At 63.1% G+C, this 13,051-nt stretch carries 12 protein-coding genes, 1 pseudogene and 1 riboswitch; of the genes and pseudogenes, 6 read left to right on the forward strand and 7 right to left on the reverse strand.

Going from position 1 to position 13,051, the window contains the following annotated elements:
* Positions 1–36 precede the first annotated feature (36 nt).
* The 4 genes from LGN17_RS17965 to LGN17_RS17980 all read left to right on the forward strand — a co-directional run bounded on the left by LGN17_RS17965 (position 37) and on the right by LGN17_RS17980 (position 2,643).
* Positions 37–528: an SMI1/KNR4 family protein gene (locus LGN17_RS17965; protein WP_226197978.1), complete on the forward strand. Its 492-nt coding sequence runs from the start codon at positions 37–39 to the stop codon at positions 526–528.
* Between the two features lie 32 nt (positions 529–560).
* A complete protein-coding gene (locus tag LGN17_RS17970; protein WP_226197979.1) occupies positions 561–920 on the forward strand; it encodes a hypothetical protein in 360 nt (119 codons plus the stop codon).
* 292 nt (positions 921–1,212) lie between these two features.
* Positions 1,213–1,617 carry a hypothetical protein gene (locus LGN17_RS17975; RefSeq protein WP_226197980.1) on the forward strand — a complete coding sequence of 135 codons (405 nt, stop codon included), beginning with the start codon at positions 1,213–1,215 and terminating at the stop codon, positions 1,615–1,617.
* A 780-nt stretch (positions 1,618–2,397) separates the two neighbouring features.
* The gene (locus LGN17_RS17980) at positions 2,398–2,643 is read left to right on the forward strand and encodes a hypothetical protein (RefSeq protein ID WP_319000839.1); all 246 of its coding nucleotides are present in this window, start codon (positions 2,398–2,400) and stop codon (positions 2,641–2,643) included.
* Between the two features lie 4 nt (positions 2,644–2,647).
* Here the strand turns inward: LGN17_RS17980 and LGN17_RS17985 are convergent, their stop codons facing one another.
* The 3 genes and pseudogenes from LGN17_RS17985 to LGN17_RS17995 form a co-directional block, all read right to left on the reverse strand.
* On the reverse strand, positions 2,648–3,421 hold the full coding sequence (locus LGN17_RS17985) for an aspartyl/asparaginyl beta-hydroxylase domain-containing protein (RefSeq protein WP_226197981.1): 774 nt from the start codon (positions 3,419–3,421) through the stop codon (positions 2,648–2,650).
* A gap of 57 nt (positions 3,422–3,478) precedes the next feature.
* Positions 3,479–4,468, reverse strand: a complete 990-nt coding sequence (locus LGN17_RS17990) for a DMT family transporter (RefSeq protein WP_226197982.1) — start codon at positions 4,466–4,468, stop codon at positions 3,479–3,481.
* A 79-nt stretch (positions 4,469–4,547) separates the two neighbouring features.
* Positions 4,548–5,591: pseudogene (locus LGN17_RS17995) on the reverse strand (3-deoxy-7-phosphoheptulonate synthase); the annotation flags it as partial.
* Positions 5,592–5,946: 355 nt separating this feature from the next.
* On the opposite strand from LGN17_RS17995, the gene LGN17_RS18000 reads away from it, so the two are divergent.
* Together LGN17_RS18000 and LGN17_RS18005 are read left to right on the forward strand one after the other, a co-directional pair.
* Positions 5,947–6,108, forward strand: coding sequence for a hypothetical protein (locus tag LGN17_RS18000; RefSeq protein ID WP_226197983.1), 162 nt, complete (start codon positions 5,947–5,949; stop codon positions 6,106–6,108).
* Between the two features lie 164 nt (positions 6,109–6,272).
* On the forward strand, positions 6,273–7,139 hold the full coding sequence (locus LGN17_RS18005; protein WP_226197984.1) for a LysR family transcriptional regulator: 867 nt from the start codon (positions 6,273–6,275) through the stop codon (positions 7,137–7,139).
* A 33-nt stretch (positions 7,140–7,172) separates the two neighbouring features.
* Here the strand turns inward: LGN17_RS18005 and LGN17_RS18010 are convergent, their stop codons facing one another.
* The 4 genes from LGN17_RS18010 to LGN17_RS18025 form a co-directional block, all read right to left on the reverse strand.
* Positions 7,173–8,318 (reverse strand): aminodeoxychorismate synthase component I, encoded by a 1,146-nt coding sequence (locus LGN17_RS18010; RefSeq protein WP_226197985.1) that lies wholly within the window; start codon positions 8,316–8,318, stop codon positions 7,173–7,175.
* Positions 8,319–8,555: 237 nt separating this feature from the next.
* A riboswitch (ZMP/ZTP riboswitch) is annotated at positions 8,556–8,640 on the reverse strand.
* A gap of 64 nt (positions 8,641–8,704) precedes the next feature.
* Positions 8,705–8,974: a hypothetical protein gene (locus tag LGN17_RS18015; RefSeq protein ID WP_226197986.1), complete on the reverse strand. Its 270-nt coding sequence runs from the start codon at positions 8,972–8,974 to the stop codon at positions 8,705–8,707.
* Between the two features lie 5 nt (positions 8,975–8,979).
* Positions 8,980–10,797, reverse strand: a complete 1,818-nt coding sequence (gene glmS, locus LGN17_RS18020) for a glutamine--fructose-6-phosphate transaminase (isomerizing) (RefSeq protein ID WP_226197987.1) — start codon at positions 10,795–10,797, stop codon at positions 8,980–8,982.
* Between the two features lie 48 nt (positions 10,798–10,845).
* Positions 10,846–11,934 (reverse strand): hypothetical protein, encoded by a 1,089-nt coding sequence (locus tag LGN17_RS18025; protein WP_226197988.1) that lies wholly within the window; start codon positions 11,932–11,934, stop codon positions 10,846–10,848.
* Positions 11,935–13,051 lie beyond the last annotated feature (1,117 nt).

A 13,051-nucleotide genomic window follows, 5' to 3' on the forward strand; every position in this document is an offset into this window, starting at 1 on the left:
TTATCCACAGAACTGAATATTTGATGGTGAGAGCACATGAGAGAGTTGACGTATTCAACACAAAGCCATTCGTCAGTGCAGTACGACGGTGCTGCCGACGATACGATTGATTCGTTTTTTTCATCACACGACCTGATGTGTCCGGCCGACTACAAGGTTTTCTTGCAGCGGTACAACGGCGGTTGCTTCAACGAGGGTTATCTTCAGGACACCCCGTTGGGTCCATTGTTGGTTTCCTATTTTTCCACTCTTGCGCCCAGCAAGAATCGGCATATTCCTACGCAGATGGAAAATCTGGATGAATATATTCCGGTTGGCTTTGTGCCTATTGCTGATGATCCGGGTGGGAACTTATATCTGTTGGATTGTGATCGAGATTCGGATCGAAATGGGAAAGTGTATTTTTGGAATCATGAGGGTGCCGAGCCGGCGGAGGATCCCGCATTAAGCAATTTCAAAAATGTAACGCTACTCTTTGATTCATTTTCGCAGTTCCTGGATGCATTGCAAAGTAAAGATTTGGCTTGATGGATTGGGTTGTGTTTTTTTAAGGAATGAAGATGGACTATCCTCTGTCTGGCGATGCGGAGGCTGCCGCAGCAGCTCTACTCAATGCTTCTCCGCAGCCTAGGAAGATCGGGGCGAAAACGGTAAATGCGATTGAGCGGGCTGACGGCGCGGTAACGGCTTTTTCCGAAAACGGAAAGGTGTATTCTGTTCGTATAAAGAGTCCATTTTCGGGTGACGTTCGTGGAATCAAGATTGGTTACACGAAAGACGCGGTCATTCGTGTATTGGGGAAGCCGGATAGGTTGTGGCCGGTTCATGATGGTATCGACCGTTGGTTTTATGATGCGAAAGCCTTCATGAGAGTGGATTTTGATCCGGATAGTGATCTGGTCGAGGTTATATATGTTTGAGCGGTATAAATTGGATAAATAATCTGGGGTGGCTGAGGTTGGTGCGGGAATGAAAAATACCAGATGAGAATCTGAGGGACGGTGTCCGAATATTGGCATATTGGCCCCCGAGCGCCTTTTTGATTGTTCGATCGGCTGATTTCTGGATCCGGGGCGGGGCACGAAGGGGGCAAATAAGGTTTGAGCGAAAGAGCTGATCGGGTAACCTGACCCGTTTTAGATGCAGAAAAGGTAGAGAGGCGTGGGACGAAGTGTGACTCGGCGCGAAAGTCGCGCAGGGCTAACGAAAGAGATGCTGTTGCCGTTGTCGACCGAGAAGGTGCGTTCGCTTTCGCTGGAGCATCACATGGCGCTGGCCGTGGTTCGCTCGGGAAACGGAGATTGCGACCAAGTTGTTTCCCTGCTGCGAGCCGTCTATCTGGCCTTCTTTATGCTAAATGAGACTGCATCTGGCTCGGATCTCGATCTCTACCGCCGAGTTGAAGCCGTGTTGGATGCCTGTATTGCACGAGCAGAGCGCGACGAGCCGTGGATGCTTCTTGAAGACGAGATGGCTGATGTGGAGCGCGCGTTGGTTGTGCATGACAAGCAATTGGCAGCGGGGCCGAAGCACCGCTACCTTGCGGCATGGGATCGGTTGCAGCGGTTCGTAGCGGGAACTGGACGATCGCCAATTCCATGTCGGGACAATGCGTAAGGGGCGACGGAGCTGCCAGTTGGCGGGTACAGTATGTGCACCGATGGCGCTCGTCGCCGTTGCCATCGAGGTGTCAAAGTCTGAAGGACTGGATGGCCAGTCAGCGAACTCGAACCGGCCGACTCGCTACCCTTGATCGCGGCAGTGGTTCTGTTCCACAGATTCTGGTGCGAAGACTCCATTTCGCTTCCGGCACAGCTGGGATTTTCGTTCGACCGGCTATCAAAGTGCGGCTGCAGTCAAAGCGACTGAAAGCGATCGACAAACGACACCTCTCAGTCATCAAACGTGGAAGAACGTTCTATTCCTTCTGCGCGCATGAACTTCGCGACTCCGTTTACTGGCAAGCCGACAAAACCGCATCTCTCAGGATTGTTTCTGCTCGACCCGATTGTGCTTCTGAAGCTCAGTGGGCATCAGATGCCGGCGATGCTGAAAAGTGCATTGGGTGAAGCATTGGCAAAGCGTATGGAGCGTGCGCTGCGCGATAACACGGAGATCTCAAGATCTCCTGGACGCACTTTTGGATGCGTTGCCCGACTGGCTTATCGAGATTGCGGCCCAGCTCCGCCGGGCTGCGACTGGGGACAAGGCGGCAGCCGACATGCTTGCCGAACAGGGACCGTGGGAAACCTTCTATGCCGTCCGTACTGAGCCACTGACCTACTGCAGCGACTACCGACTGGCTATAGAGCGCGCGTCGCGACCCGCCGAGGCTGCGGTTAGGCGAGCGACGAAGCGTTCCACTGCACGTTGGTGAAAGAGACGGGGAATGCCGAGATGGTGGTCGTCCACAAGGATGTGACCGACAAGATCCGCATCGTGCGACGGCTCGATTTCACGCAGCAGGCGCGGGTGGACGCGACCTACGCCGAGCACGAGGCCATCGTGCGGGCGGTCCTCGCGCGCCGCGCGGACACGGCGTGCGTTGCTGAAGGTGCATATCGACGCGAGCCGGGCGGTGGTGCGCAGCGCGGGCGGCGCGCCGCGCTGGCTGGCGCAGTCGGCGTGAGCGCGGCTACCTAGGGCGTCATTTCCAGAATTCGGCCTGGTGCCGGTATTTGCCGACCTGGGGATTCTTGCTGACGATCGACGTATTCCACAGGTGCACGCCGACGTCGAGCTGTCCCGCCGTCAACCAGTTCAGCGTATCCGAGTCCGTGGCATAGGTGCGCGGATACTCGTAGCCGAGACATTGACGCATGTCCGGTTCCGATACGTCGCAGAACATTGCATCGAACAGGTGGCCGCGAGGTTCCAGGTCGATGATCAGATGGGTTCGGTCGATGTGGGAGAAGTTGGTGACGGCATGCACGCGCCACGTGTCGAGGATCCAGCAATGGCCGGCGCTCATGTGGAAGTCGGTGCGATCGTCGGCGTTCAACTCGTCGTGCGTTTCCCAGACATGGAAGCGCACATCCTCATGGGTGTCGATCGGGATGTGGACCCGCACCTTGTTGTACCAGTTCGGATGAAGGTCGCGATGTGGCTGGATGATGTCGCCCGCCTTCATCCTGGCGATGCGGACCCGCTGCGGCTGGATGCCGAATGAGTAGATGATGTCGCGGGTGCGGGGCATCTTCTCCAGGAACGTCGTCGGCAGGAACGGCGGGACGAGCGCGTTGTTGCGCGAGCCGTCGGCGTTGAACAGCGCCCCGTTCGTGCTCAGCAACGGAATGACGTCGTGTCCGGTTTCATGAAAGCCGTGGCGTCCCCACGGGGCGTCGAGCTGTTCGATCTCCGCCTTGATCGACTGGACGTCCACGGTGATGTCGAGCCGCTTGAATTTGTAGGGCAGGTGCATGCAGTTCTCGGATGGTGAGGTGAGGGAGTGAACGTGAAGATCGCCGCGACCGTCGGGCTAGCCGTTTCGTCTGTAGGTGATGACCGACAGTGAAGCGAGCATCGTGAAAATGCCGAGCCATTGGTGCGGCAGCAGTTTTTCTTGCAGGAATGCGAAGGCGAGGACGCCCGAGGCGGGGATCGCGAGCAGCGACAGCATGCTGATGATCCAGGCGCGGCCGTATCGGTAGGCTGCCGTCTTCGCGAGGTCGGACAGCGCGCCGAGGCTGCATATCAGCGCGAGCAGCAGCACCTCGCGCGGCGTATAGCGGGTGACGAAGATGGCGGCTCCGCCGAACGCCAGCGCGCCGAGCAATTTCCCCAGGCCGAACCAGAACACCACGGCGTTGGTTCCCACCTTCTGCACGGCGAATCGCACCGAGACGAACGAGATCGCTACGAGCGCGCCCGAGGCCAGTCCGATCGCGACATCCCATGGGCGAATGGCGTCCAGTCCGCCCGCGCGGACCTGATCGGTGGTCAGGTAGATCGACAGGATCGCGAACAGCGCATAGAGCAGGATCTCCTTCCGGACGCGTTCCTTCGTGAACAGCGCCTCGATGAAGATCACGAACACCGGGGTGATGCCGGTCAGCGTCATCGCGATGGGGACGGGCAGCACGGAGATCGTGTAGAAGACCCCGTAGATCCCGAAGAATCCCGCGACGGCCCGGATCACCAGCAGGCGCAGCGCGTCCGACGTGAAGGACGCGTGGATCTGCGCCCGGGCCGATTTCGTGAGCGACGCGCACGCCATGGTCGCCAGCGAGCGGAAGAAGATGATCTGAAGGATCGTCAGCGTCAGGCTCGACGCCTTTACCGCTACGGCGTTCGCCGAAAAGCAGAGCACGTGGATCGCGAGCCAGAGCGCGGCGATGGCGTAGGGCGTGGTCGCCGCGTTGGCGGACGGCGGCGCGGCGAAAGCGTTGGGCTTCGCTCGTGACGCGCGGAACGTCGTCGGGACCGGTCGGCCGGCGGCGGACGCTGCGGATTTATCGCGGGTCTGCATGATGGGCGGCCTGGGTGGGGTGCGGGGTGTGCAGGGCCGGCGCAATGGCGGCCGATTGCGCGTCGTCGCGCATGCGCGTCGCACGACGGCGCGCGCGAACGGCGGACGCGAGGTGTTCGAGCAGCGTGGTTGTCTCGTCCCAGCCGATGCATGCGTCCGTGATGCTCTGGCCATAGACGAGCGCGCGATTGCCACCTACGGTCTGATGGCCGGCGACCAGATTCGATTCGATCATCACACCGGCGAGCTGCGTATCGCCGGTCGCGATCCGGGCCGCGAGCGATGCGCAGACCGGGATCTGGTTCTCGTGCACCCTACTGCTATTGCCGTGGCTGACATCGATGACGACCCGCGGCGTCAACGCGTGGGACGCAAGGAGGGCACAGGCCGCCGTGACGCTCTGGGCGTCGTGGTTCGGCACACGACCGCCTCGCAGGACGAGATGGCCGCCGGGGTTGCCGTGCGTGCGGCGCACGACCACCCGCCCGGCGTCGTTCACGCCGAGAAAGTGATGTGGCCGCTGGGCCGCGCGGATGGCATCGATCGCGATGCCGAGGTTGCCATCCGTGCCGTTCTTGAATCCGATCGGGAAGGGTAGTCCCGAGGCCATCTCGCGATGCAACTGGGATTCCGTGGTGCGCGCGCCGATCGCGCCCCACGCGATGCAATCCGCGAAATAGTGTTGATCGATGGCGCCCAGGAATTCCGTGGCGACCGGCAACGCGTGCGCAGCGATCGCCACCAGCAGTGTGCGGGCGATCCGCAAGCCGGCCTCGATGTCATGCGATTCATCGAGATGCGGATCGTTGATCAGCCCTTTCCAGCCGACGCGCGTGCGGGGTTTCTCGAAGTACGCGCGCATCACGATCTCGAGATCCGGGTCCAGAGTCTGCCTCAGCGTCGAGAGGCGCGCCGCGTAGTCGAGCGCGGCGGCCGGATCATGGATGGAGCACGGACCGACGATCACGAGCAGGCGATCGTCGGTGCCGTCCAGGATCCGGCGAATGGCCGCCCGCGATTCGGCGATGCCGTGCGCGGCGCGGGCGGGCACGGACCACGCGCGCTTCAGGTCCGCCGGGGGCGTCACGTATTGGCCGTCGTAGTGATGGTCGCTCAACGGAATCCTCTCAGATCGTTTTATAGAAAAGCCTTAAACCGCAGTTGAAGCGGAATTTCCGGCGCGCTTGAAGCGCGAGTACAGCCGTGGTCGTCGATGGAGAAATGCCGACGCCGTTTCAATGGACGCCAGCTCGGGCCGCCGGTATTACGGCTATGCCAGATTTTCAGGAGCGGTTTTCAATGCTGCGTAAATAATATTGGCCTAGAAGGCCGGATTAATGCTTAATCGCCTGCGCTGCAGGTTGAAATAAATCGCGCGACCAAGCGCATCGATGCGCGCGGCTCGATCAAGAAGCCGCGTCGGTCGACGCTGCCGTGGCGCAGGCGGCGAACGGGTTCGCCAGCCTGGAAATTCAGGTGTGGCGACGAACCTGACGATTCACGCCGGCCAACGAACAACGCCTGTCATTGGCATGCAAATCATGCTTCGCGAGAAAGAGGCCCGATCGGCGAAATTGACTTATTATTTGGCTCGGCTTCGTGGCGGGTATTTCGCCATGCTGGAGAATACCGATAATTAACTGAAATGAATGTAAATTTCCGAATTGATGTGTGCATCGAGTGGCTGATTCTTTCGTTTATATGACACCGCGTTGCTGTCGATTGGTGAAATTATGGCAGCCAAAGGATATTCGATGAATATAGAAAATGCGATTTCAATCACAACAAACCAGGATGATTGGCGATGAGCTCGCTCGATGTCGATGCGGTACGCGCATTTTTGCTGGTGGCGAAATTCGAGAGCTTCACGAAGGCCGCGCACTACCTGGATACGACCCAGGGCGTGGTGAGCGTGAAGCTGAAACGGCTGGAAGAGCGCCTGGGGTACCGTTTGCTGGATCGCACGCCGCGCCGGGTCGGTCTGTCTCGTGAAGGAACCATCTTCATCGAGGCGGCCAGTGAATTCATTGCGGCGCACGATCGCGCACTGAGCGGGACGGTCGCGCGTCCCGCGCGGCTCGTGCTCGGCGCGAGCCATCTCGTGATCGATCAGGACCTGGCGGGTTTGCTGTCGGCGCTGCACCGTTACGATCCCGGGCTGACGATCGAGCTGCGCGTCGATCACGCACGACAGGTGCTGGACGATCTCGACAGCGGGCGTCTGGGCGCAGCGATCGTTCCACGCGTCGAAGGGCGCGGTGATGGTTATGTGGTGAAACGCGAGCGCTTCGGCTGGTACGCCGCGCCTGAATGGGACGAGACGCCCGGTAGCCCGCTGCGCCTCGTGTCGTGGCCCGCTTCCAGCGACACGCGGGCGATGGTGCTGCGTTCGCTCGACGACGTGCCGATTCCGTGGCGTGAGGTATTCGTCGGCGAGACCGCGAGCGCGGTGTCCGCCGCCGTGTCCGCGGGACTCGGGGTGGCAGCGATGATGTGCGGAACCGCCCCCGCCGGGGCCGTTGAAGTCAGCGGCCGCTACGGCCTGCCGCGTTTGCCGGAGATGGAGGTGAGGTTGTATCCGGGCTGCGTCGACGAGCGCGTCGCGCGCGCGTTGGGCGCGGCTGCCGGGATGTGTCGCGGCAAGGTGGAGGGCGCGCACGCGTCCATCTGACCGACGCCGCGACAGGGGCGTGACGTCAGGCCGTCAGGTCCACGCGTCGTCGTGGATCTCGCCCAGTACGCGGGATTTCCACTGGCATTCGCGCCATTCGAGATCGGGCTCGGAGTCGAACACGATGCCGCCGCCGACGCCGTAGACGCCCGAGCCGTCGCGACCTAGGACGAGGGTACGGATCGCGACGTTCAACGAGAAGTCGCCGTTGGGCGCGAGCCAGCCGAGGCTGCCGCAATAGAGGCCGCGGTCGTCGACTTCGCGTTCCCGGATGCAGCGCATTGCGGCGAGCTTGGGCGCACCGACCACCGATCCGCACGGAAAGAGCGCGCGCAGGATCTCGAGCAAGGTCGTGGTGTCGCCCACTTCCGCCTGGATCGTGGAGGTCAGGGTCCAGATTGACGGATAGCGCTCGAGGTCGAACAGGCGAGGGACGCTGACCGAACCGGTCCGCGCGATCTTCCCCAGGTCATTGCGCAGCAGGTCGACGATCATCGCGTTCTCGGCCCGGTCTTTGTCGCTCGCGAGGAGCGCGTCGGCGGCGCGCTTGTCCTGCTCCGGGTCCGCATGCCTGGGCGCTGTGCCCTTCATCGGGCGGCTGGTCAGCATGCCGTCGGCGTGCGCCACGAACAGCTCCGGCGAAATGGACAACGTGTACGATTCGCCGTCGTCGATATAGGCTGCGTGCGACACCGGATGCCGGTGGATCAATTGCCGGTACAGCGACGCCGGGTCGCCCTCCATCTCGACGTCGACCGGCAGTGTAAAGTTGACCTGGTACACGTCGCCGTTTTCGATCTGCTGCTTGATGGCGAGGATGTGCCGCGCGTACTCCGCGAAGCGGATGCGCGGACGGGCGCTGACGATCCTGGCGGGCGCGTCGTCCGCGCGCGGTTGCCACGTCGACTCGCGAACCGCGTCCTCGAAGACCAACGCGATCAGGCGCGGCGCGCCGCCCGAGGCCGCGGTGCGCCGGTCTTTCAGCCACGCGGGGTCGAGCCATTCGCCGAGCGCATAGGACAGCTTGAGGCCGATCCAGTATCCTGCCCGCTGCGCGCGCTGGATGTCGGCGAGCGCGGCGGGCAGGTCGTCGAAGACGCTTACCGTGATCTTTCGGATGAATCCGCGCAGCTCGAGTGCCTGATCCTGGACGGCATCTTCAAAGCGGCAAATGGGCATTCGATACTCCGAGCTGCCGGGTCACGGGCTTCAGGAAACAGGAAGAGGAGGAGATCCGGGCAGGCTGCCGCAGGGGCACGGGACGCGGATCGAGGTCCGCGCGACGGGGGCGGTCGACGCTGCGCGAGGCCGCGGCGCGCGAGGAGACGGAGGCGCGTGTCGTCTGCTGTTGATAGGTCGGGCAGCAGGAGCGAAAGAAACCGGGACGCATGTTTCCTGAGCGTGAATTGTGTCGGAGAAGTCGGCCCAGGCGCGCGGCAAGATGTCAAGGTCGCGCTTCCCGATAGTGGTCTATCTATTGGCGCCAGTCACGCGACACGCGGATTCTCTCACAACCGAAGCGCGTTTTGGCATGCGCGGCCAGGCCGCGCGCGGCGTGCGGACGTTCAGGGGCAGGTGTCGACGAATGCGGGATGCCGCGCGAGCGCGTCGACCACGGCTGCCGGCGTCGGCGCGCGGGACGGCAACGCGAGATCGGGATGGGTGGCGTGCGCGTAATCGGACGCGACGACCGCGCTTAACGTCGCGATGCCGAACGCGTTCGCGCCGATCTTGCCGCTCGTGCGCGCAGCCTGCTCCAGTGTGCCGCGAAGCCGCCGAGCCGCTGGGCGCTGTAGCGCTCGATCAGCACGGACTGGATGCGGCCGTCCGGCCAACCCCCTCACTCCACCGTCACCGATTTCGCCAGATTCCTCGGCTTGTCGATATCCGCGCCGCGCAAACACGCCGCGTGATACGCGAGCAGCTGCAACGGCACGACATGCAGGATCGGCGACAACAACCCGTAGTAATCCGGCATCCGCAGCACCGACACGCCTTCGCTGTTGTCGATCCGCGTATCGGCATCGGCGAACACGTAAAGCTGCCCGCCGCGCGCGCGCACTTCCTGCATGTTCGACTTCAGCTTCTCGAGCAGCGCATCGTTCGGCGCGATCGTCGCGACGGGCATCGTGTGGGTCACGAGCGCGAGCGGACCGTGCTTCAACTCACCCGCGGGATACGCCTCCGCGTGGATATACGAAATCTCCTTCAGCTTCAGCGCACCTTCGAGCGCGATCGGGTAGTGCAGCCCACGCCCGAGAAACAGTGCATTCTCATGCTGCGAGAATTCCACCGCCCAGCGCTCGATCTGCGGTTCGAGCCCGAGCACATCTTCCAGCGCGCCGGGCAGCCGCCGCAGTTGCATCGTGTAGCGCGCGAGCTGCGCATCGTCGACGTAGCCGCGCAGCCGGCCGAGCGTGACGGCGAGAATGAACAGCGCGACGAGCTGCGTCGTGAACGCCTTGGTCGACGCGACACCGATTTCCGGGCCGGCCCGCGTCAGGAAGCGCAGGCCGGTCTGCCGCATCATCGCGCTGGTCGGCACGTTGCAGATCGCCAGCGTGTCGATATGGCCGAGCGCCTGCGCGTACTTCAACGCGGCGAGCGTGTCGGCGGTCTCGCCGGATTGCGACACGCTCACCACCAGCGTATTCGGCGTCGCGAGCGCGTCGCTGTAACGGTATTCGCTCGCGATCTCGACCTGCGCGGGCACGCGCGCGATCGTTTCGAGCCAGCGGCGCGCGGTCAGGCCGGAATAGTGACTCGTGCCGCACGCGAGAATCAGCACGTTGTCGATCTGCGCGAACGCCCGCGCGGCGTCCGGGCCGAATACGGCAGGATCGAACAGCCCCGCATCCGGGATGGTCGCGGCCACGGCCTGCGGTTGCTCGAAAATCTCCTTCTGCATGAAATGCCGGTACGGCCCGAGTTCGACCGCGGCCTGCGCGGAGGAAATGGTTTGTACCGCGCGCTCGACGGGGGCGCCGCCGCGATCGAGCACGCGCACGCCGCCCGGCGTCAGCTCGACGATGTCGCCTTCCTCGAGAAAGATGAAACGGTCGGTGATGCCGGCGAGCGCAAGCGCGTCGGAGGCGAGAAAGCATTCGCCGTCCTTCACGCCGACGACGAGCGGCGATCCGGCCTTTGCGCCGATCAACCGTTGTGGCTCGTGCTTGCTGAACACGGCGATCGCGTAGGCGCCGTGAAGCTGTGAAGTCGCTGCGCGTACGGCAGCGAGCAGGTCGCCGCGGTACTTGCTGTGGATCAGGTGCGCGACGACCTCGGTGTCGGTCTGGCCATCGAATTCGTAGTGCGCGTCGGAAAGTTGCTTGCGCAGCGTCTCGTGGTTTTCAATGATGCCGTTGTGCACGAGCGCGATTTCATCGCGCGAGAAGATCGGATGGGCATTGCAGGTTGCCGGTGCGCCGTGCGTCGCCCAGCGCGTGTGCGCGATGCCGGTGCTGCCGGTCAGGCCGGCGGTGCGCACGTGCGCATCGAGATCGGCAACGCGCGACACGCTGCGTTCGCGACGCGCCTGGCCGTTCACGACCGTCGCCACGCCGCATGAGTCGTAGCCGCGGTATTCGAGACGACGCAAACCTTCAATCAGAATCGGGACGATGTCCCGTTGCGCGACCGCGCCGACGATGCCACACATGACACGTCACCTCCCTGTTAGTCATCGTGGACCGCACGCACCGTTGCGTCAGCGCGATGCGGTTGCCGTTGCCGCCGCCGTCGTGAATCCGCATCGAGCGGGTATGACGGGGTCGGCCATCCGGCTTTCGAATGCCAGATAAAGCGACTCCTCCAGTACGTTCCAGTGCGCGCCGTGCCGATATGGGCCCGACCGTGCTTTCCAGCAGGCAACCGTGCCCCAATCGTTCATCTTGAGCGCGACCAGCGCGATCAAGCTCCACGGATAGTCCGTGTCGGCGAGTTGCGGCCAGCTCTTGCCGTACTTTCGCATCCACTGCGCATAGATCGTCTCGCTGGATTGTTCGGGTACCTGAATACCGGACAGGAGCGGGAGGATCTGCGCGATCTTCGCCGGATAGAAACTCGTATCGCTGACCTGCTGCGTGCTGGCGCGAAAGCCGGATTCGGTGCCGCGCCAGAAGACCTTCAGGATCGCGGATGCCAGCCGGTCGGCGCGCTGGCTCCACGATCCCGCATGCGTGTAGTCGGCGTGGCGGACGTAGTACGACGCGAGGGCCTGGAACGCGCTGTGTACTTCGACGTTGTCCATCAGCAATGCGACGTGCAGCGACGACGAGATCTGATAGACGCCGGAGGGCTTGTCGAGCAGCGTGTCCAGGTGCACGCCGGCGCGGTTCAGGCTGAGTTCCCACGCGGCTGGCAAGCCGTCGGGCGGCGCGAAGCGGGCGAGCAGTTCGATCCAGGTCGCCGTCATCGCGTCGTCGGTTTCCGCGCCGGCGCATGCGCGGTAGCGGCCGTTGTTCGCGCAGTAGCGATCGAAGCCGCCATCCGGGCGCTGGCGCGGCAGCAACCAAGCGATCCACGCGCGTGCAGCCTGACGGGCGTCGAGTTGTGCGTCGGACGCGGCGAGCAGCGCCTTCGCCGCGAAATACGGGTCGATGCCGACGCCGTTCAGGCGCACGGTGATCGCACCGTCGGCACGTTGGTACAGGCCGTTGAGGCGGAGTTCGGCCGCGCTCGCGTGCAGCGCGAAACCGCACGCAGCGATGCAGCAGGCGACGTGCCACCGGCGACACAGCGCGACGGTGGCCGCGACGCGCGAGCGTACGGTCGGGCAAAGCGCGGGCCGGTTCATGGTCTTGGGCTCCTGCGCGGCGGTCCTGTGCAATTGTCGCGGGGCGCGGCGTTGGCCGCGTCGCACCCGGCGAGCGTGTCGACGTTGCGGCTCGGTTCACCGTGGCGCGGTTGAACCCGAGGCTGGTAACGCTATTGGCGTTCACGGGCCGGTTCTTGACTGCGGAGCCGGAACCAGGCTCGTGGATCGCGCGTACTTCAACAGGGCACGTCGGCGCGCAGGAGCGCTTGTCTTTCGCTCCAGGCGGACGCGTCGCGTTTCCTTCCGGCTTCGTTGCCCGGGCGTCCCGTTCGTCCGCTGTCGGACGAGTGCTTCGGGGCACCCCTGACTGTCATTAAGCAAGGCATGAGCCATCGGCCGCGATGCCGCGCGCAGCAAGGGGCGAGGGTGGAGGGCGGGCGCGTGGTGCGAACGAAGGTGGTGAATTTTGATTCACCGAAGAATCAGCGCGCGCAGGTCGAACGCCCGCACGCGTCGTGCGTCGAGCGAATTGTCTGCCGAACCGGTGCCGCCTTGGCAGCGCGACTCTGCGCCGTGATGCGCACCGCGTCGTTCGTTGCGAGTGCATCGGCCGGAATGCAGGTGCGTTCCGTGAGGGCGTGTGTGTTGCATGGGCCGGACTCCGATGCAACAGCTCCGTTCCGCACCTGCGTTACACATTCGCAACATTTCCCGCCCCGTTGATTCGTGCGACGTGAATGACGTTGCGTGGCGGGTTAATCCGTCGTGCATGACCGTGGCCAGGCGCTCGACCGCGCCGCCGGCTGCACAGACAAAAGTGGCTGATCAAGGACGCGCAACGCGCGTCGACAGATGCGGGAGATCCGATGCGCAATGGACGCTCGACATGAGTTCGGGATTCGTCGGACGACGTCGTCGAAGAGATCGCGCGACTGTCCCGATGTTTGCCTGTGTCGCGCTTGACCCGCGCTGCGACACGCGTAGCAGTTGTGAAACATTCCGTCGCGCACCGCGTGTGCGCGGTGCATGCAGTGCGAACCGGACACGGTCACGGGGGCGGCTGGTTTGAATATTGCTGTAGAGGAAGAGGCGTGACGAAAGGACGTGACGCGTGGCCAAGCGAGGAACGACTCATGACGTGACTGACCAAGCGTAA

Origin of the sequence: Burkholderia sp. AU30280 (genome assembly GCF_020420125.1) — a bacterium.
Lineage (GTDB): Bacteria > Pseudomonadota > Gammaproteobacteria > Burkholderiales > Burkholderiaceae > Burkholderia.